The organism is Myxococcus sp. MISCRS1, assembly GCF_026626605.1.
GTDB lineage: Bacteria > Myxococcota > Myxococcia > Myxococcales > Myxococcaceae > Myxococcus > Myxococcus fulvus.
This window is the reverse complement of record NZ_JAPNKB010000001.1, coordinates 10,638,201-10,659,344: the sequence shown is the minus strand read 5'-3', so window position 1 is coordinate 10,659,344 and position 21,144 is coordinate 10,638,201. Positions and strand designations below refer to the sequence as shown.

Here is a 21,144-nt window from a genome sequence, read left to right as displayed (position 1 = left end):
CAAGAGGGGGGCCGCCGTGGAATCAGGGGCCGCGGAGCCAACGCGAACGGACATGCCGCAGCAGGTTCCGTCGCTGATGAGGTTGCTATTGCTACTGTTGTTCCGCCCGGTGGACCTGCACTACAGGCTCCGCGCGGCGGGAATCCTCGCGCCCGGGGGGCGCATCGGCCAGCTGTGGCGTGAGCAGGCCAATGGCGGCCGGGCCGCGGGGCTCTACGTCCGGCGGATGTTGTTGATGCTGGTGGTGGGCTCGCCGCTGGTGACGGGGCTGGTGGGGCTGGGGTTGTACTGTGCCGGCATTCCACTTCGCGGCGGCTGGGCAGTGTCCGCGTTGTGTTGTTCGGCGGTGGGTCTGGCCCTCGCGCAGGTGTCGGGGCTCGCGGCCGGGGTGATGTTGGGCTCCTTGGCGAGCCTGTCCATGCTGGTGGGGTTGCACGCGACGGCGGCGGGGGCCTTCGGGCCGGTGCTCGGGGGCGCGGCGGGGGTGGCGGTGGGCATCTGCCTGGGCATGGTGTCCGGGCTGTCGGTGGGCAGCATCGCGAGCATCAGCGGCGGGCGGGGTCCGTCGGTGTGGCGGGTGCAGGTGGCGGCCATCGTCACCAGCGTGGTGCCCATGTTGGTGTGGAGCCGGCAGGCCAACGTGTCGTTCGCGGGCGCGGTGGCGGCGTCGGCGCTGGTGGCCTTCCTGGTGAGCGCGTTCCGGTTGCCGCTGTACGCGCTGGAGGTGCTCGCGTCGGCGGTGGCGTACGCGGTGGAGCGATGGACGGGGCGCCCGACGTTGCACTGGGTGCCGGTGCGCCATCACAACCTGAGCTACCTGCCGCACCCGTTCCTGAGCCGGCACCTGGCGCTGGCGGTGCGCTCGCGGCCGGCGGAGGTGCTGGCGGTGGCGGATGCCTGCCTGCGCTCGCCGGGCAACATCCTGGTGGGCTGGCCGTGGGTGGTGCAGGCGCTGGAGCGCGCCTCGACGACGGAGGGCGCGGCGGGCGGGCCCCATGGCTGAGGGGCGCGCCCGGGAAGTTGGGGGCGTTGGATTGCCTCGGCGCGAGGCTCCGCTAGCCTGAAGGCCATGGAAGGGTTGCTCGACGCGTTCATCGCGTTCATCCGCGCCGAGCGCGGGCTGTCCGGCAAGACGGTGGATGCCTACGCCGCGGACCTCACCGCGTACTTCGAGGACCTGCGCGGGCGCGGCGTCGACGACGTGACGCGGGCGCGCCAGGAGGATGTGACGGCGCACCTGTCGGCGCTGACGAAGGGCGGCCTGGGCAAGCGCAGCCAGGCGCGACACCTGGCCGCGCTGCGCGGCTTCCACCGCTTCCTCGTCGCCGAGCGGCTGGCGGACAAGGACCCGACGGAGGACGTGGACACGCCGCGCTCGGCGCGCAAGCTGCCCTCGTTCCTGACGCTCGAGGAGGTGGAGCAGCTGCTCGCCGCGCCGGACGAGGGCTCTCCCGCGGGGCTTCGGGACAGGGCGATGCTGGAGGTGCTCTACGCCACGGGGCTGCGCGTCAGCGAGCTGTGCGGCCTGGGCGTCAACGACGTGCAGCTCAGCGCGGGGTATCTGGTCGCGAAGGGCAAGGGCGCCAAGGAGCGCGTCGTCCCGTTGGGGCGCGTGGCGGTGGAGAAGGTCCGCGAGTACCTGGCCGCCTCGCGTCCGGCGATGCTCGGGCGGCGTGAGGCGCGGGCGCTGTTCGTGACGCCCCGGGGCTCAGGCTTCACCCGGCAGGGGTTCTGGAAGCTCATCAAGCGCTACGCTTTGAAGGCGGGCATCCTCAAGCCGCTGTCCCCGCACAAGCTGCGGCACTCGTTCGCCACGCACCTGGTGGAGCGCGGCGCGGACCTGCGGGCCGTGCAGCAGATGCTCGGTCACGCGGACCTGGCCACGACGCAAATCTACACGCACGTGAACAGCGCCCGGCTGCGCTCGGTCTACGACGAGTTCCACCCGCGCAGCGACGCGTTCACCCCCAAGAAGAAGCGCAAGACGGGGTCGTAGCCGCGACGGTGGGGTCGGTGGACCCGACATGTCAGACCGGGCGTTAGACTGCCTACGTATCAGGTCGACACCCTGTGGGGTGGGGTGTCACGCGAGGGACGCTGGGCGTCCCATCGACGGAGGCAGGCGTGGGAGACATCCGAGGAAAGAAGCCCAGGACGTATGAGGACATCGAGACGCCGCCCCTGCCGTGGGTGGCGGAGCCGCTCGAGGCGCTGTGGCCCGCGCCCATGCCCCGCGCGGTGGTGGACCTGAATCCGCTGGTGCGTCGGATGGGCGCGCTGCTCGTGCGGCCCTTCGACTGGGCCCGGGGTGGTCCGGGGGGCTGGTGGTTCCTGGAGACGCCGGAGCTCCACCTGGAGTCGGGCGTCGTCGTGCCCCCGTTGGCGGCCTGGCGACGGGCGGAGGTGCCGGAGCCCCCCGAGCCTGAGGCACCCTGGCTCACACCCGCGCCGGATTGGGTCTGCGAGGTGCTCTCGCCACGGAGCGGTGAGCTCTCCTCTCGGATGCAGGCGTATCACCAGGCCCGCGTGGAGCATGTCTGGCTCATCGACCCGGCCCGGTGTCGCCTGGAGGTGTACCGACGCGGGAACAGGGGGTGGGCGCGGGTGGGGGTGCACGAGGGCTCCGCCCGGATGCGCGCGGAGCCCTTCGACGCGGTGGTCCTGGACCTGGGGGAGCTCTGGCTTCAGGAGCCCACGTTGACCGCGGGGACGCCGAAGGGGTCCGTGCTGGTGCGGCGTGCCTCGGCGGTGGCGTCGGAGCCGGGCAGGGGCGCGACGTGAATGAGGCCGGAGGCCATCAGCCGGTGCACCGAACGCGACGCGGCCAGTTCGCCCATGGCCGCGGTGCGCAGCGCCTGGCGGATGCTCCGACTGCCTCGCAGCTTCGAGTACAGGTAGAGGTCATCCGCCGTGAGCTGCGACGGGGTGGGGCGGGGGATGGGCTCGAAGACGAGCCGTCCGTCCAGCGCGAACAGCTCGTCGCTCAGGGCCAGCGTCAGGCGGACCTCGGCCTCGCGGTACAGGGCGTGGGCCTCGGGGACGGGGCCTCGCTCGAGGATCTGCGCGGCCAGCGCCACCGCGTGGTCGTACTTGCCCGACTCCAGGAAGCGCTTCACCAGGTTCAGGAGCTCGGCCAGCTCCGCGGCCTCTCCCAGCCTGGGGCCCTTGGGCAGGCGCGGCGCCAGGGCGCCCCGGCGATAGAGGTGGAGGATCCACCGCGCGGCGAACAGCGGGGCCTCCTTCGCCGTGGCCAGCATCTCCCCCAGCGTGGCGCCGCCCGCGGCCAGCTCCAGCAGCTTGTCCTCCTCCTCGGAGAAGGTCTCCACGGCGAACTCGCGGAACACCCTGAAGGTGGCGTCCAGGTGCGGGAAGACCTCGCGGAACACGGACCACTCGCGCAGCCGCGTCACCGCGTCGCGGTGCAGGCTGTTCAGCGCGAGCTTCAACCCCACCGCGCGGGCGGACGGCGGGAGCTTCGGGGTGAACTCCACCTCGCCCGACTCCCAGCCGTAGCAGTCGAAGAGGGCCTCGCGGGCCTTGTGCTCCATCGCCTCGATGAGGCGGGGCAGCTCCACGAAGCAGCGCTGCACCAGGAAGGTGCCATAGGGGGTGCCCGCGCCCTCCGCCGCCTCGAAGGCCGCCGCGGCCCGAGGAGCATCCAGGATGCGCAGGTTCACCAGGACCTGGGACAGGTGCTCGCGGGGGTCATTCGAGCTCTCACCCACCAGGAAGCCGTCCTTCACCTGGAAACACCGCCGGATGGCTCCGCGCTCCACGCGCAGGGTGCCTTCCACCCCCGCGGTCGAGAACAACGGCGGCATCACCATCTGCAGGCGATAGCTGGCGAGACTTCCCTTGAATGACTCCATGCCGGTCTGTCCTCCCGAGGTGAGGTTGCTCGCAGGTGTGGCGGTCAGGGTACCGCTCCACCCACCGGCACTCAACCGCAAGCGCCTGGAATCACTCAGGATTTCCGTGCGCGCCGCAATTTTCCACGAGGGCTCGCGGCGGGCGGGCGTCAGGCCCGGGGAGTGCCCGCGACTGAACGGAAGATTGCAGGGGCGCGGCGGGTGTGCGAACCACCTCGACGCTGCAGAACACAAAACGCGCGAAAACGACTCTGCGCGCTGACTCCCGACTCGGAACCCGACATGCGGACCCTCTCAGGCGTGCAGTCCTCCGGCAAGCTGCACATCGGCAACTACTTCGGCGCCATTCGCCAGTTCGTGCAGCTCCAGGAGGAGGGCGAGGCGTACTACTTCATCGCCAACCTGCACGCGCTCACCACGGTGCGTGACGCGAAGCTCGCGCTGGAGCTCACCCGCGAGGCGGCGCTGGCGTACCTGGCGCTCGGGGTGGACCCGAAGAAGGCGGTGCTCTTCCGCCAGAGCGATGTGCGCGAGGTGCTCGAGCTCAACTGGATCCTGGGCACCGTGGTGCCGCACGCGCACCTGGAGCGGGCCCACAGCTACAAGGACAAGGTGGCCAAGGGCATCAGCCCGGACTTCGGCCTCTTCGCCTACCCGGTGCTGATGGCGGCGGACATCCTGCTCTACAGCACGGACTTCGTCCCGGTGGGCAAGGATCAGATCCAGCACGTGGAGTTCGCGCGTGACTGGGCGGTGAAGTTCAACACCGAGTACGTGAAGGGCTACGATCCGGCGGACCCGGACGGCAAGGAGCGCGGCCACGCGCCCGGCATCCTCAAGCTGCCCCAGGCTCGCATCCAGGAGGCCACCCAGACGGTGCCCGGCGTGGACGGCAAGAAGATGTCCAAGTCCTACGGGAACACCATCGAGATGTTCGGGGACGAGAAGGAGATCAAGAAGCGCATCATGTCCATCAAGACGGACTCCACGCCGGTGGAGGCGCCCAAGCCGGTGCCCGAGGGCAAGCCGGCGGACGCGTCGCTCGTCAGCGAGGTGCCGCTCTACGACTTGCTCAAGCTGATGCTGCCGGCGTCCGAGTTCGCGGAGGTGGACGCGTCGTGGAGGGCGGGAGGGAAGGGCTACGGGGAGTACAAGAAGAAGCTCCTGGAGGCCTTCCACACGACCTTCGGACCGGCCCGTCAGCGGTACGCCGAGCTGGCGGGCGACCCGGCGGAGCTGGAGCGCATCCTCCAGGATGGCGCCCAGCGGGCCCGCCAGGAGGCCTCCGTCCTGATGGACAAGGTCCGGCGCGCGGTGGGCATCCCGTGAGGTTCCGGGCCTGAACGGGTGTTTACCGCCGTTTGTTTGACCCACCTGGGACCCACTGTTAAGGAGGTGTGTCCCCCGGTTCGCGCTCGAATCACGCGAATCCGGGCCCTTGCGTGATGACCAGCAGCCACCGACAGCCAGAAGGGCCGCCAGGAACACGCCGGTGAGTGACGGCCGCCCGACATCGGCCGATGAAGGCCTCGGCGAAGGCGCCCCGCCCCGGACCCCGGCGGACGCCTTCCGCGTCGCGCTGCCCAACTTCGAGGGTCCGCTCGACCTGCTGCTCCATCTCATCAAGGAGCACCGGGTCGACATCTTCGACATCCCCCTGGCGCTCATCACCGAGAAGTACCTGGAGCACCTGGAGCGGATGCGGGAGATCAACCTGGACATCGCCGGGGAGTTCCTGGTGATGGCGTCCACGTTGGCCCACCTGAAGAGCCGCATGCTGCTGCCCCGCCAGGACGCGGTGGCGGTGCCCGAGGGCGGCGAGGCCCTGGCGGCGGTGGAGGAGCCCGAGGACCCCCGCGCGGAGCTGGTCCGCCGGCTGCTCGAGTACCAGAAGTACAAGGACGCCGCCGAGCACATGGCCCGCCAGGACATCCTGGGCCGGGACGTGTTCGCGCGCAGCGTCCCGGTGGAGGCGGTGCCCATCCCCGAGGAGGAGGTGGGCCTGCAGGAGTTCAGCGTCCTCAAGCTCATCGAGGCGCTGGACCGGGTGCTGGAGCGGCTGACGCCCAAGGTCCAGCACGAGGTGGTCCGGGAGAAGATCACCCTCTCCGAGGCCATCCTGCGCATCGTCGGGCGGCTGCGTCCCCACGGACAGGTCCTCTTCGAGAGCCTGTTCAACGAGGAGGACACGCCCACCCGCCAGGAGATTGTGGTCACCTTCCTGGCGGTTCTGGAAATGGTGAAACGCCGGCTCATCCGTGTGGTACAGGACGAGCCGCTCGGGCCCATCCTGTTGTTGCCCAACGGGGATGCCCTGGAGCGGCTGGCCCCCACGGAGGTCGACGAGAGTGACTACCGGTAGGAAAGGCTCCCGAGGCGGAGACGGCGAGGAGTCCGCCGCGTCCGGAGGGCCGAGCCCCTTCTCCGAGGAGGAACTGGCGGCCGTCACGGGCCCCGGCCCGGCGGACGAGCTGGACGAGGTGGAAGCGGCGGCCATCGAGGAGGACTCCGAGTCCACGCCCGACCTGGAGACCTCGTTCGAGAAGCTGGTCTCCAAGAGCCGCAAGCTGTCGCAGGACCGCGTCCGGACGGTCATCGAGAGCGTGCTCTTCGTGGCGGAGCGCCCCCTGTCCGTGGACGAGCTGTACCAGGCGACCGGCATCGAGCAGACGCTCATCGCCGAGGCGCTCAACCAGCTGTCCGGCATCCACCGGGACGGCATCAGCGGCATCGTCCTGTACGAGGTGGCCGGCGGCTGGCAGTTCCGCACGGACCCCCACTCGGGCGAGTACGTCCGGCGCTACCTGCGCGTGAAGCCCCAGCGGCTCACCCGGGCGGCGGTGGAGACCCTGGCCATCATCGCGTACCGGCAGCCGGTGACGCGGCCGGAGTTGGAGGACATCCGCGGCGTGGATTGCGGCGCCGTGCTCAAGGCGTTGATCGACCGCAAGCTGGTGAAGATCCTGGGCAAGCGCGAGGAGGTGGGGCGACCCATCCTCTATGGCACTACGCGTGAATTCCTGGAGTTCTTCGCCCTGAAGGACCTGTCGGCGTTGCCCACGCTGCGGGAATTCCACGAGCTCACGCAGGAGCATCGCGAAATCGTGGAGAAAGAAGTACGACCCGCACCGGCAGCGGCGGGGACGGTGGAAGCACTCTCCGACCCGGGATTCACGAAGCGGATGGAGAAGAGCGCGGCGGCGAGCGAGGCCGCGCTGGAGGACCTGGAGGAAGCCATGGCGGCGGCTGACCAGATACAGAAGGCCAGCTCCAGTGTCCTGGACACAGCCCCCAAGCCCGAGACGGGCACCGAGGGGCAGAAGCCCGAGTGACGGGCAGCAAGTGAAGGGGAAGTAATGGCGGCCGAACGACTACAGAAGTACCTGGCCCGCGCGGGAGTTGCTTCGCGCCGGCACGCAGAAGAGCTGATCACCGCGGGCCGCGTGGCGGTGAACAACACGACGGTGACGGAGCTGGGAAGCCGGGTGGAGCCGGGGACGGACCTGGTCTCCGTGGACGGCAAGCTCGTCACGCCGCCGGACGAATCGTCCTACTTCCTGCTCTACAAGCCCGTGGGCGTGGTGACCACGCTGTCGGACCCCCAGGGGCGCCCGACGGTGGCGAACTACGTGGAGGAGACGGGCAAGCGCCTGTTCCCCGTGGGCCGGCTGGACTACGACGCCGAGGGAGCGCTGCTGTTCACGGATGATGGCGCGCTGGCGCACAAGCTGACGCACCCGAGCTTCCAGGTGCCTCGCACATATCTGGCGAAGGTGAAGGGCCAGCCCGACGTGCCGACGCTGGAGAAGCTGCGCGGCGGCGTGCGGCTGGAGGACGGCATGGCCACGCCGGTGTCGGTGGGCGTGTTCGAGGCCGCCGAGAAGAACACGTGGCTGAAGATCGTCGTGGCGGAGGGCCGTCCGCACCTCATCAAGCGGCTGTGCGCCGCCGTGGGGCACCCGGTGGTGCGCCTGTTCCGTCCGGCCTACGCGGGCGTGGGCGTGGAGGGTTTGCGTCCGGGTGAGCTGCGTCCGCTGAAGAAGGCGGAGGTCGAGCTGCTCAACGAGGTGGCCGACGGGAAGGCGTCGCCTCCGTCGTCGGACCTGCGGCTGCCGCCTCGGCGCCATGGTCGCGCGGCGCCGGGCTTCGATGAGTCGGACGAGGACGAGCTGGCCATGGACGATGACGCGGCGCCGGTGCGCCGCAAGCCCGCGGCCCGTGCGGAGCGGAAGCCGGCGGGTGAGGGTGGCTCGGGGCTCGCGCGCTTCGGCCGGGACCGTGCGGGCGCGGGTCGTCCGGCTCGCAAGGAGTTCGGGAGCGGGGATGCTCCGCGCTCGCGTGGACCGCGTGCGGAAGGTGGTGCGTCGCGCTTCGGTCGTCCTGCTCGGAAGGAGTGGGGCGAGGGCGCTCGCGGTGAGGGGCGCCCGGCGCGCAAGACGTTCGGCGGTGACGAGGGGCCTCGTGGCGCTCGGAGCGCTGGTGGCGAGGGGCGTCCGGCTCGTAAGTCGTTCGGTGCGGGTGGTGAGGACCGTCCGGCCCGTAGGGCATTCAGCGCCGGTGGCGAGGATCGCCCGGCTCGTAAGTCCTTCGGCGGCGATGAGGGCCGCCCGGCGCGTAGGTCCTTCGGCAGTGACGAGGGTCGTCCGGCGCGCAAGCCCTTTGGCGGTGACGAGGGTCGTCCGGCGCGTAAGTCTTTCGGCGGTGATGAGGGCCGTCCGGCGCGCAAGTCCTTCGGCGGTGACGAGGGTCGTCCGGCGCGTAAGTCTTTCGGCGGTGATGAGGGCCGTCCGGCTCGCAAGTCCTTTGGTGCCGGAGGCGAAGGTCGTCCGGTTCGCAAGTCCTGGGGCGGCGATGACAGTCCTCGTAGCGCGGGTGGCGAGGGCCGCCCCGTACGCAAGACGTGGGGCGCTGGCGGCGACGAGGGTGCCCGCGGTGAGGGACGTCCGGCTCGCAAGACGTGGGGCTCCAACGACGAGGGTGGTGCCCGCAGCGCGGGACGTCCTGCCCGTAAGGAGTGGAGTGCGGGTGGCGAGGATCGTCCTGCCCGTCGGTCCTTCAGCGCGGGTGGAGCGGATCGTCCGGCTCGCAAGTCCTTCGGCGCGGGTGGAGAGGATCGTCCGGCTCGCAAGTCCTTCGGCGCCGGCGAGGATCGTCCGGCTCGCAAGTCCTTCGGCGCCGGCGAGGATCGTCCGGCTCGCAAGTCCTTTGGTGCCGGCGAGGATCGTCCTGCCCGTCGGTCCTTCGGCGCGGGTGGCGAGGATCGTCCGGCCCGTAAGGCCTTCGGTGCCGGCGAGGATCGCCCGGCTCGCAAGTCCTTCGGCGCCGGGAGCGAGGATCGTCCTCGGGGTCCTCGTGGTGCGGGTGGTACGGGCCAGGCCCGGTTCGGCCGTGGCGGGAGCTCCGATCGCGCGCCCAGCGGCGAAGGCCGTCCTCGCTTCGGCGGCGCTGCGTCCCGTGGCGCATCCAGTGGCATGAGCCGTCCCCGCTTCGGCGGTGCCGCGGGCGGTGAGTCCAGCGGAGAGGGACGTCCTCGCTTCGGTGGTGCGCGAAGCGCGGGTGGCCCGGCGCGTCGTTCATTCGGCGACAAGGCCGCTCCGCGCGGCCGCGCCGAGGGGCGTCCGTCTCGGGGTCCCCGTGACGCGGAGGGCGCTGGCCCTCGGGGTCGCGGCTTCGGCGCGAAGCCCGGCGGCAGGGGCGCCAAGGGAGCAGGCGGCGAGGGGAAGAGCTGGGCCCCCTACGACGACCGTGGCGCTCCCCGTGAGCGAGTCGTCCGCGCGGGCGCCCGAGGGGCCGCTCCCACGGACGGTCGCAAGTCCGAGGGCTTCCAGGACTGGGGCAAGAAGAAGGAGTCGGGCTCCAAGCCCCGCTGGAGCGCTCAGGCTCCGCGCGGCGGCCGGTCCGGCGGACCTTCCAAGGGACCTCGCCGTCCTCGCTGAGGACCACACGGCGGATTGGGCGACAAGGGGGGTGTTGATATAACCCCCCGCGACTTTTCCACCGTTTCCCTCAGCGGAGACCGATGCGAACCGGCGCACGCCCCTACATCCTCATGCTGGCCCTGGTCCTCGGTTGCAACGGGAGCCGGGACCAGCTCCTCGCAGACCTCCAGAGTCCTCGACCGGAGGTCCGCGCCCTGGCGGTGAAGAAGCTCGCCGGACAGGGCAATCCCGATGACCTGATCCTCTTCACCCGCGCGGCCAAGGACCTGGCGTCCATCGTCCGCGCGGAGGCGGCCGTCGCGCTCGGCGAGAGTCAGGATCCTCGCGTCGTCGACCTGCTGGGCGAGCTGCTCGAGGACTCCGACGAGGAGGTCCAGGGCCGCGCGGCCATGGCGCTCTCCAAGGTGCGCAACGACAAGGCCAAGGCCTACCTCACGCTCCAGTACGGGCGCCGGGGGCGCACCACCCGCCAGGTCATCGTCCAGGCCCTCAAGAACGCCAACGTGCCGGGCGCCATGGCGGAAGTCGTGGCCGCCGAGGCCAAGGGCCAGTGGGACCGCAACCTCCTCACGCTCACCGAAGGCGAGCTCCCCGAGCGCGTCGGCGCCGCCGAGGAGCTGGGCAAGAGCGGTCGTCCCGAGGCCGTGAATCGGCTCCTGCCCCTGGTCCGAGACAGCCAGGTCATCCTCGCCGCCGCCGCCGTCCGCGGCCTGGGCGACGCGGGTGACAAGCGGGCCGTGGGCGACATCGCGCTGCTGCTCGACGAGAGTTTCCCGGAGCTGCGCGAGTCCGCCATCATCGCGCTGAGCAAGCTGCAGGACCCCGCCGCCGCGCCGCGCCTCCAGGCCGTGGCCGTGGAGAAGAGCGCGGTGAGCCCTCTGGCCATCGACGCCATCCTGTCCTTCCCGCGCACGCCGGAGACCGACACCGCGCTGTGCGCCGTCGCGCTCGATGGTGCCCCGTCCGACGCGCTCGCGGCGGCCCTGGCGATGCGCACCCGCGGCGGCTGCCCGTTGGACCCCATCGGCGAGCGCCTGGCGCGTCCCGCCACCGCCGCGAGCGGGCTCCAGGCCGTCGCCGGGCTCGGCCCCGTGGCCCAGCCGCTGCTCGCGAAGGTGACGCCGTGGCTCAACCAGAACGATGCCACGCTGCGCATGCTCGCGGTGGACGCCGTGGCCGCGGTGGGCGACGCGTCCGTCGTGCCCCAGCTCCAGAAGCTCTACGAGCAGGAGGCCAAGGGGCTGGAGGCGCTGCGCTCGGACTGGGTCCCCCAGAAGCTCCCCGAGACTTACGGCGCCGGGTTCGACCCGTCCGCCACGACCTCCCCGCACGTCGCGGCCTCGCCGAATGACGAGCGCGCGTCCCGCCACGCCTCGCTCTTCGAGCGGGTGAAGGCGCTCAACGCGCAGCGGGCCAAGGACGCGGGCCGCACCGTGGTCAAGCCCCGCGTGCCCAGCGAGCTGTTCGACGACGTGGAGGCCGAGCGGCTCGTCCCGCTGGCGACGCTGATTCGCGCGCTGGGGACCCTGCGCGCGCCGGGCGCCCTGGAGCTGCTCAAGGGATACAGCCAGGACCCGAGCATCCCCCTGCGCACGGCGGCGCTCGTGGGCCTGACGCGCCTGGGCGCCGAGGGCGTGGCCGTGGCTCGCGAGGGAATCTTCGAGCCCGAGAGGGATCTCCAGAAGACGCTGGCGCAGGCGCTCGCCGAGTCGGGCGAGGCGGGGCAGGTGGCCTTGCTGGAGGCGCTGCCGAAGATGGGCGGCGAGAAGCTGCTCGTGCTGGACGCGCTGGCGAAGGGCCCCGGGGTGCCGGCGTCGGCGTCGGCGGTGCTCCAGGGCGTGGTGAAGGAGGGTGGGCCGGAGGCGGCGCTCGCGGCGGTGGTGCTCGCGCGCATCCAGGCGAAGGACGCGGTGCCCACGCTCATCAAGGCGCTCGACGAGACCAACAGCGTGGCGAGGCGCGACGTGCTGCTGGCGCTCGGGACGATCGGGGATGCACAGGCGGCCGACGTGGTGGCGAGGGACCTGTTCCACGACCTGCCGGAGATTCGCGCGGCGGCGGCCACGGCGCTCAAGCGCATGGGCGCGACGACGCACTCGGAGTTCCTCGATGCGCTCAAGAGCGACTACTTCCGGACCGTGCGTGACGCGGCGGGCGCGGCGCTGGCGAAGGGGGGCACGGCTTCGGAGGGGGCTCGGTAATGGAAGCACGCAAGCTCAAGGACAGCGCCGCCGCGGCCTTCACCAAGGGGCGCTTCTCCAAGGCCGCCGAGCTGTACGAGGACTTCTGCAAGCTCGACCCCAAGGACCACCAGTCGCGCCTGCGCATGGGTGACGCCTGGGCGAAGGCAGGGGAGCGCGAGCGCGCCGTCGCCGCGTACCAGTCCGCCGCCGAGGGCTTCGCCAAGGAGGGCTTCCTCCCGCGCGCCATCGCCGCGAGCAAGCTCATCCTCGAGCTGGACCCGAGCCACCAGGGCGTCCAGCAGATGCTGGCGAACCTCTACGCGCGCCGAGGCACGCCCGTGGGCGCCCGGGCCCGAGGCCCCATGGGCAGCGCGCTCTCCGCGCCGCCGCCGCCCGAGCGCCCCGCGCCGTCCCCGCAACCGGTGTCGGGCGACGCATCGGATGGACTCGAGCTCTCCGTCGAGACGTCCTCCACGACCTCCAGCGCGGAGGAGGTCGTCGTCCATTCCGTGAGCGTGGGGCAGGAAGCCGAGCCCGCCACTCACGATGACGAGGCACCGTCCTCCCACGTCGAGCCGTCGAGCACCGGATGGGCCGAAGCGGGCCTCTCCCCCTCGAGCACCGTTGCCGTGGCACGGGCTTCGATGGCACCGTCGCCCTCCTCGCGCACCGCCTCCGAGGATGAAGGCTTCGACGTCGTCGTGGGCGAGCCCGAGCCGGGTGCGCCCCCCTCGGCGAGCACACTGCCTCCAGGACTCGCGCCGCGCACCCCGCAGCGAATCACGCCCCCCTCGGCACCTGTGCCCGCGGCGAAGTCCCCCGTGAGCGGGAAGTGGAAGGCGTTGTCCTCGCCCATCGCGGATGCACAGGCGATGGAGCCCGGCCTCCCGCCGACGCCCACGCTCATCGACCCGCCCTCGGCGCCTCCGGGCCTGCGCCCGCGCCGCGCGGATGCCACGCCCCCCGCGGGCGCCACCGCCGTCCCGTTCCGCGAGGTGTCCCGCGAGCTGGGCGCATCGCTGCGCGCGGTGACGCCGCGCCCGTCGTCCTTCACCGAGCTGGAGCTCGAAGCGGACTCCCTGCTGCACGCCGTGGAGCTCGCGGCCCAGGCCGGTCTGAATCAGCGGGCCGGGAGCGCCGCCGTCAGCGACGAGGAGGAGGTCTTCAGCCTCACCGAGGAGGTCATCACCGACGCGCCCTCTCTGGACGCGCTGCCGACCATCCCGCTGTTCTCGGACCTGCCTCGCGACGCCTTCATCGAGCTGTTCGAGCGCTGCCCGCTGCGCCGCTTCAGCGCGGGGGAGCGCATCATCGAGCAGGGCAGCCACGGCGATGCCTTCTACGTCATCTGCGAGGGCCAGGCCCGCGTCTTCCGGATGGACGCCGAGCGCCGCGTGGAGCTCGCGGTGCTCGAGGGCGGCGCGTTCTTCGGCGAGATGGCCATCCTCTCCGGAGCGCCGCGCACCGCCTCCGTGGAGGCCGCCTCCGAGGACACGCAGCTGTTGGAGATCTCCGCGCCCGTCCTGGCCTCGCTCTCCCGGAGCCATCCGCAGGTGGCCGCGGCCCTGAAGAAGTTCGTGCGCCAGCGTCTGCTCACCAACGTGATGAACACCTCCGCGCTCTTCCGGCCCTTCAACCGGAAGGACCGGCGCACGCTGGTGGAGCGCTTCCGCGCCCGCGACGTCGAGCGCGGTGACGTCATCATCCGCGATGGGGACCAGACGGACGGGCTCTACGTCCTGCTCTCGGGCGAGGTGGAGGTGCACAAGGACGGGCACCTGCTCACGCGGCTGAAGGAGGGAGACCTCTTCGGCGAAATCTCCCTGCTCCAGAAGACCCCCGCCACGGCCACCGTGACCGCGGGGCGTCACACCACGCTCCTGCGACTGCCGCGCGCCGACTTCGACGCGCTCATCTCCAGCCACCCTCAGATCCTGGTGCTCATCTCCGAGCTGAGCGACGAGCGCCTTCGCCGCACGGAGCAGGTGCTCGGCGTGGAGGCCCTGGGCGGCGACGAGGACCTCATCCTCGTCTGAACCGGGCCTCGTCCCTCAGCGCACCTTCGCGAGGTAGTCGTCGCGGGTGACGAGGCCCCGCGTCTCCAGGAGCTCCAGCATGGCGCGCAGCGAGCGCGCCTGCTGCGCCACCATGCGCTCCAGGTCCGTCACCTTCTGCGTGAGGGCCTCCACCTGCTGCGTGAGCTCACCCTCCCGGACGGACGACGGGCCCGACGCGCGCGGTGCGGGCATCAGCTCCACGGCCGACTCGGACGGAGGCGCCAGCTCGAAGGTCTGCTCGTCGATTCCGAACGCCAGCGGAGACGCCGTCGTGGAGGTGATCTCCCCATGGTAGTGACGGCGGATGGCCCGCTCGATGGACGAAGCCGCGGCCACCACCACCTGGAGCCGCTGGCCCGTGTGGAACGCCAGCTCCTGGAGCGACTCCACGTTCGTCGGGTCCGACGTGGCCACCGTGAGCAGCTTGCTCGACGGCTCGTAGGCGGTGGGGAACACCGTGTAGCGCTCGGCGATGTCCACGCGCAGCGCCTGCATCGCCGGAGCCGAAGGCGTCAGGGCATCCAGGTCCACCGTGGGGATGGCGAGCTGGCGCGACAGGGCGTGCACCATGGAGCTCTCGTCCACGAAGCGCATCTGCACCAGCGTGAGGCCCAGGCGGCCTCCCCACTTGCGCTGCTCGGCCAGCGCGGAGCGAAGCTGGGTCTCGGTCAGGAGACCCGCATCCATGAGGATTTCCCCGAGCCGGCGCTTACGGCCGGGGGGAGGGGGTGCCACGGAGGAAGGATTCACGCGCGGGAGCATACCAGCGGACGGCTCGTCGGGAGGGCAGGGCGGCGCCACGGGCCCGGAAGGGGCGGGCCGCCCCGCAATGGGGTAAGTCTCAGGTCATGACGCGAAGCCTTCTCCCGTTTCTCGCGCTGGCGCTCTGCGCCGGCTGTGCGTCGCAGCGGCTCGCCGGCGCCGACCTGGACCGCGTGCGCCGCCCCGCCTTCATCTCCCGCATCGAGGACGGCGCGGGACCTCGCAGCTTCGTATTCCGCGAAGACTCCGCGTACGGCGACAAGCTCAAGAAGCTGGAGCCCGTGGAGGCGGACCGGCGGCTCACCGTGAAGCTCCAGCAGGCGGTGACGCGCTTCGAGATTTCCGAGCGGCTGCGCGTCAACACGCTGACACAGCTGCCTCGCGAGGCCCCGTGGACGTACACGGTGGACCCCGCGCGCGTGGCGTCCGTGCTGGAGAGCTTCCTGGTGGAGGAGGTCCCCGCGAACGCTCCGGACTACGACCTGGTGACGCCGCTGGGCGCGGACACCATCGTCGAATTCGTGGTGCAGGAGTACGGCATGCGCAGCAAGAAGGGCCACGCGGGTGCCTTCCTGCGCGGCTATGGCCGGATGTTCACGCTGGATGGGCGCTCGGAGGTGTGGCGTCACCCGTTCGAGGTGGACCAGGTGGAGGCGGGCGCGGAGCACCTGGACCCGTTCAAGGTGGGGAAGAACCCGGACCTGTTCCGCCAGGCGCTCACCACGCTGCTCGATCAGGTGGCGCTCGAGTTCGTGAAGGACCTCACGCCCAGGGACCGTCGCGGCGGCCCCTCGGTGGCGACGCCTCCGGGCCCCGCCGCTCCCGACGCCGTCGCGCCCACCTTCGTCGAGCCGCCCAAGCCGCCCGACCCGGAGCTGGCGCCGGGCGAGCTGCCGGACCCGGACCCCTGAGTCAGAACAGGGCGTGCTCCGCGAGGAGCACCGCGATCCCCACCACGAAGCTGACGAGCGTCACGGGCAGCCCCACGCGCAGGTAGCGCATGAAGGACATGTCCACCTTGCCGCGCGCCGCCTCGAAGACGATGAGGTTGGCGACGCTGCCGACGAGGGTGAGGTTGCCGGCCAGCGTGGAGCCCAGGGCCAGCACGTGCCAGCCCAGCTCCACGTTCTGCAGCGTGGGCACCCACGAGCGCGCGAGCATGACGAAGGGCACGTTGCTGAAGAGGTTGGACGCCACCAGCGTCAGCCCCGCGAAGCCCAGCGTCTCCCGCCACGGCGGCCCCGCCATCAGCGGCGCGAAGATGAGGCGGATCTCCTCCGCCCAGCCGTGCTTGTTCACGCCGTAGACCACCACGAAGAGGCTGGCGAAGAACAAGAGCAGCACCCAGTCCACGCGCTCGAGCGCCTCGCGCGGCTCGCGACGGGACAGGGCCATCACCAGCGCGGCGCCGGCCAGCGCGCTCCAGCTCATGGGCAGCCCGGCGAAGAAGGCCACGATGACGCCCACCGTCACCGTGAGCGTCAGCACCAGGAGCCAGCGGTCCACGGGCGGCGGCGGCGGCTGGGGCTCGAAGCGCTTCGTGCTCAGCTCGTTGCGGAAGAGGTACACCAGCGCGGCGGCGACGATGACGGTCGACAGGAGCGCGGGCACCGCCATGTACGCCGCGAAGCTGGCGTACGAGATTCCCGACGCGCCCTGGATGAGCATGTTCTGCGGGTTGCCGGTGAAGGTGGCCACCGAGCCGCTGTTGCTGCCCATGCACACGGCGAGCAGGTACGGCACGGGCGGCAGCTTCGCGTCATCCACCGTGGCGAGCACCAGCGGCGTGAGCATCAAGCACACCGTGTCGTTGACCAGGAACGCGGACAGCACCGCGGAGATGAACGTCACGGCGATCAACAACAGGTGGGGCGTGCGGGCGCGACGTACCGCCCAGGCGCCGGCCGTGCGGAAGACGGCGGCCTGGGACATGTACGCGGCCAGCAGCATCATCCCGAGCAGCAGGACGATGGTGTCCGCGTCGATGGCGTGCTTCGCGGTGTCCTCGCTGTGGTTGAAGACCTCCGCGGGCGAGACCACGCCGAACACCACCATGAGGACCGCGCCGAGCAGCGCGCCTCCGGGGCGGTCGAGCTTGAGGAAGGGGAGCCGGGCGCCGGCGATGAAGACGTAGGTGAACAGGAAGATGGCGAGGGCCACGGGCGCGGGAACCTAGCCGAGCCCCGTCCGGCGTGCTCGACCGTGTTCGCGTTGTCCGCCCCGGTACACACCTGTACAGTGCCCGACCCATGAAGTTCGAGAAGGAAGAAGGGGCCTTCGGTGGCCCGCGTCGCACCCCGTGGAACGCCCCCGGGGGGTTGGACTCCGTGCTCCAGCAATGGAAGGCGGACCGGGGCCTGTCGCCCTGCTTCTCACTCGACGAGGCCACCCCCGCCCGGGTCGGCTCGTTCACGCCCATCCCCGAGGACGTGGCCCCCCAGGTCCGTGAGGCGCTCCGCCAGCGAGGCGTCGAGCAGCTCTTCTCCCACCAGGCCGAGGCCTTCCGGCTGGCCCGCGCGGGCCGGAACCTGGTCATCGCCACCCCCACCGCCTCGGGCAAGAGCCTCTGCTACAACCTGCCGCTGATGGATCGCTTCGCCCGGGAGCCCCAGGCGCGCGCCCTCTACCTGTTCCCCACCAAGGCGCTGTCCAGGGACCAGGAGGAATCCCTCCGGGCCTTCATGCGCGAGGCCGGGCTGACGCATGGCGCGATCACCTTCGACGGGGACACGCCGGCGGACGCACGCCGCGCCGCCCGGGAGCGAGGGGGCGTGCTGCTCACCAACCCCGACATGCTCCACACGGGCATCCTCCCGCACCACGCGAGCTGGGCTCGTTTGTTCTCAAACCTGCGCTACGTGGTCATCGACGAGCTGCACACGTACCGGGGCGTCTTCGGCTCGCACCTGGCGAACGTGCTGCGCCGGCTGCGTCGGGTGGCGCGCTTCCATGGCTCGGACCCGGTGTTCATCGCCGCGTCAGCGACCATCGGCAATCCGCAGGCGCACGCGCGGCGGATGCTTGGATGTGACGTGGAGCTGGTCGCCCAGAGCGGGGCGCCGGCGGGTGAGCGGCGGGTCATGGTGTTCAACCCGCCCGTGGTCAACGCGGAGCTGGGCATCCGGGCCAGCTACCTCAAGACGGCGGTGCGGCTGACGTCGGACCTGGTGCGCGCTGGCGTGTCGACGCTGCTGTTCGGACAGTCGCGCAACAACATCGAGGTGATGCTCAAGTACCTGCGCGACCGGTTCGTCGAGGAGAAGCTGGATCCGTCGCTCATCCAGGGCTACCGGGGCGGCTATCTGCCGGGGACGCGGCGGGCGACGGAGGCGGCGCTGCGCGCGGGGGAGGTTCGGTGTGTCGTCGCGACGAACGCGCTGGAGCTGGGCATCGACATCGGCTCGCTGGACGCGGTGGTGTGCGCGGGCTACCCGGGCTCGGTGGCGGCGCTGATGCAGCGCTTCGGCCGCGCGGGACGTCGTGGCGCGGGGAGCCTGGCGTTGCTGGTGACGTCGAGCGCGCCGTTGGACCAGTACATGGCCGCGGACCCGCGCTTCCTCATCGGCGCGCCGGTGGAGCACGCGCGCATCGATCCGGACAACGTGGAGATCCTCGTCCAGCACCTCAAGTGCGCGTCGTTCGAGCTGCCGTTCGAGGAGGGCGAGGCCTTCGGCGACGTGCCGGCGGAGTCGACGGCGGAGGCGCTGGGGTTCCTCGCACAGCACCAGGTGGTGCATCCGACGGCGGGGGAGGGCGGCCGTCGCGTGTTCCACTGGTCCTCGGATGCGTATCCGGCGAACCACGTGTCACTGCGCAGCGTGGGCTGGGACAACGTGGTCATCATCGAGCGCGGCACGGACCGCACGCTGGCGGAGATGGACTTCCGCTCGGCGCACACGATGTTGCACGAGCAGGCCATCTACCAGCACGAGGCCGAGCAGTATCAGGTCGAGCAGTTCGACTACGAGAACCACAAGGCCTTCGTGCGCAAGGTGGCGCCGGACTACTTCACGGACGCGATGACGTACGTGCGCGTGAATGTCATCCAGGAGGACCAGGGCGCGCCCGTGGGCCCGTCGCTCCAGGCCGGCATGGGCGAGGTGAGCGTCATCGAGAAGGTCGTGGGGTACAAGAAGATCAAGTACCACACGCACGAGAACGTCGGTTACGGCGAGGTGGCGCTGCCGGAGATGCAGATGCACACCACGGCGCTGTGGCTGACAGTGCCGGAGTCGGTGGTGCGCTCGATGAAGGCGCCGAGGCCCGCGGTCATCGACGCGCTGCGAGGCATCGCCACGGCGCTGCGCACGGTGGCGTGCGTGGGGTTGATGATCGACCCTCGGGACATCGGCAAGACGCTGGGCAGCCGCGATGACGCGGACGGGCCTCCGCGCAAGGATGGCGGGGTGGGGTTCGATCCGACCATCTTTCTCTACGACAACATCCCCGGCGGCGTGGGGCTGGCGGCGCGGCTGTATGACCAGCGCGACGAGCTGCTCGTGCGCGCGCGGCGACTCCTGGAGTCCTGCGCGTGTGAGGAGGGCTGCCCGGCGTGCATCGGCCCGGCGTCGGGTGTCATGCCGGGACAGGCTCCCGTGGACCCGCATCCGCGCAAGCGCTTGGGGCTCGAGGTGCTGAGCCTGCTCGGCGTCGCGGGCGTGCAGTAGACGGCGGAGGGCTCGGCGCGTGGACCTCAAGCGAAAGCTGGCGCGACTGACGGGCGTGGGCCCCGGCGGCAAGCCCGCGAGCCGCGTGGCCACGCTCCCGGAGCCGTCGGACGAGGGGAGGGCTCCACCAGGGAACGTCGCGGAGCGTTCAGCCGAGGCGAACACCTTCGCTCCTGCGTCACCGCCGCCGACGGTGTCAGCCGCCCCGGCTCCTGCCCATACGGGACAAGCCCCCGGGCCGGACGCGTCATCGCGCCACTCCATCGCGCCCGAACCGTCAGCCGCCACCGCATCGCCCCAGGCCCCCGCGCGCCCGAGCGACCCGCGCATCGAGTCCCTCCGGCGGATGCTCGCGGACTGGTCCGAGCGCCAGGGCCAGACGGCCGCGCGCCGAGGTCCCACCCAGCCACGTCCTCCTCCCGGTCCGCTGCCCGTCGTGGCCCAGGAGACACCGCACGGCACCGTCCACGTCTCCGAGCGCCTCCTGCCTCCGGACCACCACCACGGCAGCGCCCCCGTGGCCGGCGCCCTCGACGTGGAGGGCGCCCTGGTCGCCCGGCTCGCGCTCCACGAGGACCTGGCCGGCGTGGACTACCAGCGCATGCTCTTCCTCGACACGGAGACCACGGGCCTCGCCGGCGGCACCGGCACCGTGCCGTTCCTCGTGGGCCTCGCCTGGTTCGAGGGGCGCTCGCTGCGCGTCCACCAGCTCTTCCTGCGCAAGCTCGGCGAAGAGGCCCCCATGCTGCGCGTGCTCGCCGAGCGCATGGCCCGCTCCTCCTGCATCGTCACCTTCAACGGCAAGAGCTTCGACTGGCCGCTCTTGCGCACGCGCTTCGTCCTCAACCGCGTGAAGGCCCCCGCCGAGCTGCCCCACCTGGACCTGCTCCACTGCGCCCGCCGCGTCTTCAAGCACCGGGGCGCCGGCACGCGCCTGGTCCACATGGAGGAGCAGGTGCTCGGCCTGCGCCGCGTCGACGACGTGGACGGCTCGCTCATCCCGGACCTGTACTTCCGCTACCTGCGCGGCGGCGACGGCGCCTCGCTGACGCCCGTGCTCGAGCACAACGCCAACGACCTCCTCCTCCTCGCCGCCCTCCTGGGCGAGATGGTCCGCCGCTTCCGCGCCGGCGACGGCACCGCCGTTCCCCGGGACGAGGACCCCAGGGACCTGCTCGGCTTCGCGAGCGTGGCGCTCCGGGCGGGAGACCACACCCGGGCCCGGGCCTTCGCGGCCGCGGCGACGAAAGGCTCCGGCACCGTGGGCATGGAGGCCCACGCCCTGGCCTCGCGCCTGGCCCGCATGGCCGGCGAGCCCCAGGCCGCCGCGGACCACCTGCACCAGGCCCTCCAGTCCGCCCGGGGCTTCCAGGCGGCGAGCCTGCACCTGGAGCTGACCAAGCTCTACGAGCACTCCCTCAAGGACCTCGCGGCCGCGCTGCGCCACGCCCGACTCTCGGCGGCGGCGGAGTTGCCGGAGGACCACCGGCGCCGCATCGTTCGCCTGGAGGGCCGAATCGACCGGAGCACGCGGGCCCGCGCGCTGGACCTGGGCGCCCGCCCACCTCGCCCCGGCCCCTGAACGCCCTTGCGTCCGGTTTCGGGCGGGGGGCCCCGCTCCCACGCCCTCCCGCAGACCGGCCGAGCACATGATGGGAGCGTTGGAC

The 21,144-nt window shown here is 71.4% G+C and carries 15 protein-coding genes; 12 read left to right on the top strand and 3 right to left on the bottom strand.

Annotation, left to right across the window (positions count from 1 at the left end):
• Window positions 1-52: 52 nt before the first annotated feature.
• The 3 genes from OWM54_RS42360 to OWM54_RS42350 all read left to right on the top strand — a co-directional run bounded on the left by OWM54_RS42360 (window position 53) and on the right by OWM54_RS42350 (window position 2,781).
• On the top strand, window positions 53-1,003 hold the full coding sequence (locus tag OWM54_RS42360; protein WP_223748616.1) for a hypothetical protein: 951 nt from the start codon (window positions 53-55) through the stop codon (window positions 1,001-1,003).
• 66 nt (window positions 1,004-1,069) lie between these two features.
• Entirely contained in the window at window positions 1,070-1,996 is a 927-nt protein-coding gene (gene xerD, locus OWM54_RS42355) for a site-specific tyrosine recombinase XerD (RefSeq protein WP_248542681.1), read from the top strand.
• A gap of 128 nt (window positions 1,997-2,124) precedes the next feature.
• On the top strand, window positions 2,125-2,781 hold the full coding sequence (locus OWM54_RS42350; RefSeq protein WP_267701011.1) for a Uma2 family endonuclease: 657 nt from the start codon (window positions 2,125-2,127) through the stop codon (window positions 2,779-2,781).
• On the opposite strand, the gene OWM54_RS42345 is transcribed toward OWM54_RS42350, so the two are convergent.
• On the bottom strand, window positions 2,685-3,869 hold the full coding sequence (locus tag OWM54_RS42345) for a DUF4388 domain-containing protein (RefSeq protein WP_267701010.1): 1,185 nt from the start codon (window positions 3,867-3,869) through the stop codon (window positions 2,685-2,687). The genes OWM54_RS42350 and OWM54_RS42345 overlap by 97 nt on opposite strands.
• A 282-nt stretch (window positions 3,870-4,151) precedes the next feature.
• Here OWM54_RS42345 and trpS point away from each other — a divergent pair, with 282 nt between their 5' ends.
• The 6 genes from trpS (at window position 4,152) to OWM54_RS42315 (ending at window position 14,027) form a co-directional block, all read left to right on the top strand.
• A complete protein-coding gene (trpS, locus tag OWM54_RS42340; protein WP_223748612.1) occupies window positions 4,152-5,198 on the top strand; it encodes a tryptophan--tRNA ligase in 1,047 nt (348 codons plus the stop codon).
• 163 nt (window positions 5,199-5,361) lie between these two features.
• Window positions 5,362-6,231: a segregation and condensation protein A gene (locus OWM54_RS42335; protein ID WP_267701009.1), complete on the top strand. Its 870-nt coding sequence runs from the start codon at window positions 5,362-5,364 to the stop codon at window positions 6,229-6,231.
• Window positions 6,218-7,201, top strand: a complete 984-nt coding sequence (scpB, locus tag OWM54_RS42330) for an SMC-Scp complex subunit ScpB (protein ID WP_223748610.1) — start codon at window positions 6,218-6,220, stop codon at window positions 7,199-7,201. Before OWM54_RS42335 ends, scpB begins: the two co-directional genes overlap by 14 nt.
• Window positions 7,202-7,225: 24 nt before the next feature.
• Complete coding sequence (locus OWM54_RS42325) at window positions 7,226-9,805, top strand: pseudouridine synthase (protein WP_267701008.1); 2,580 nt, start codon at window positions 7,226-7,228, stop codon at window positions 9,803-9,805.
• Between the two features lie 83 nt (window positions 9,806-9,888).
• A complete protein-coding gene (locus tag OWM54_RS42320; protein ID WP_267701007.1) occupies window positions 9,889-12,009 on the top strand; it encodes a HEAT repeat domain-containing protein in 2,121 nt (706 codons plus the stop codon).
• Window positions 12,009-14,027, top strand: coding sequence for a cyclic nucleotide-binding domain-containing protein (locus tag OWM54_RS42315; RefSeq protein ID WP_267701005.1), 2,019 nt, complete (start codon window positions 12,009-12,011; stop codon window positions 14,025-14,027). The genes OWM54_RS42320 and OWM54_RS42315 overlap by 1 nt, the downstream gene beginning before the upstream one ends.
• Before the next feature lie 15 nt (window positions 14,028-14,042).
• Here the strand turns inward: OWM54_RS42315 and OWM54_RS42310 are convergent, their stop codons facing one another.
• Window positions 14,043-14,735 carry a general secretion pathway protein GspE gene (locus OWM54_RS42310; RefSeq protein WP_141332434.1) on the bottom strand — a complete coding sequence of 231 codons (693 nt, stop codon included), beginning with the start codon at window positions 14,733-14,735 and terminating at the stop codon, window positions 14,043-14,045.
• Window positions 14,736-14,896: 161 nt separating this feature from the next.
• On the opposite strand from OWM54_RS42310, the gene OWM54_RS42305 reads away from it, so the two are divergent.
• Entirely contained in the window at window positions 14,897-15,721 is an 825-nt protein-coding gene (locus tag OWM54_RS42305) for a hypothetical protein (RefSeq protein ID WP_223748606.1), read from the top strand.
• A 1-nt stretch (window position 15,722) separates the two neighbouring features.
• On the opposite strand, the gene OWM54_RS42300 is transcribed toward OWM54_RS42305, so the two are convergent.
• A complete protein-coding gene (locus OWM54_RS42300; protein WP_267701004.1) occupies window positions 15,723-16,970 on the bottom strand; it encodes an SLC13 family permease in 1,248 nt (415 codons plus the stop codon).
• Between the two features lie 89 nt (window positions 16,971-17,059).
• On the opposite strand from OWM54_RS42300, the gene OWM54_RS42295 reads away from it, so the two are divergent.
• Together OWM54_RS42295 and OWM54_RS42290 are read left to right on the top strand one after the other, a co-directional pair.
• Window positions 17,060-19,477: a DEAD/DEAH box helicase gene (locus OWM54_RS42295; RefSeq protein WP_267701002.1), complete on the top strand. Its 2,418-nt coding sequence runs from the start codon at window positions 17,060-17,062 to the stop codon at window positions 19,475-19,477.
• A 19-nt stretch (window positions 19,478-19,496) separates the two neighbouring features.
• Complete coding sequence (locus OWM54_RS42290; protein ID WP_267701001.1) at window positions 19,497-21,059, top strand: ribonuclease H-like domain-containing protein; 1,563 nt, start codon at window positions 19,497-19,499, stop codon at window positions 21,057-21,059.
• Window positions 21,060-21,144 lie beyond the last annotated feature (85 nt).

Bases quoted from the DNA above. Each gene is read 5' to 3' on its own strand.
- OWM54_RS42315 (WP_267701005.1), top strand. From the start codon at position 12,009: ATGGAAGCACGCAAGCTCAAGGACAGCGCCGCCGCGGCCTTCACCAAG.
- OWM54_RS42295 (WP_267701002.1), top strand. From the start codon at position 17,060: ATGAAGTTCGAGAAGGAAGAAGGGGCCTTCGGTGGCCCGCGTCGCACC.
- OWM54_RS42325 (WP_267701008.1), top strand. From the start codon at position 7,226: ATGGCGGCCGAACGACTACAGAAGTACCTGGCCCGCGCGGGAGTTGCT.
- OWM54_RS42305 (WP_223748606.1), top strand. From the start codon at position 14,897: ATGACGCGAAGCCTTCTCCCGTTTCTCGCGCTGGCGCTCTGCGCCGGC.
- OWM54_RS42320 (WP_267701007.1), top strand. From the start codon at position 9,889: ATGCGAACCGGCGCACGCCCCTACATCCTCATGCTGGCCCTGGTCCTC.
- OWM54_RS42360 (WP_223748616.1), top strand. From the start codon at position 53: ATGCCGCAGCAGGTTCCGTCGCTGATGAGGTTGCTATTGCTACTGTTG.
- xerD (WP_248542681.1), top strand. From the start codon at position 1,070: ATGGAAGGGTTGCTCGACGCGTTCATCGCGTTCATCCGCGCCGAGCGC.
- trpS (WP_223748612.1), top strand. From the start codon at position 4,152: ATGCGGACCCTCTCAGGCGTGCAGTCCTCCGGCAAGCTGCACATCGGC.
- OWM54_RS42345 (WP_267701010.1), bottom strand. From the start codon at position 3,869: ATGGAGTCATTCAAGGGAAGTCTCGCCAGCTATCGCCTGCAGATGGTG.
- OWM54_RS42310 (WP_141332434.1), bottom strand. From the start codon at position 14,735: ATGGATGCGGGTCTCCTGACCGAGACCCAGCTTCGCTCCGCGCTGGCC.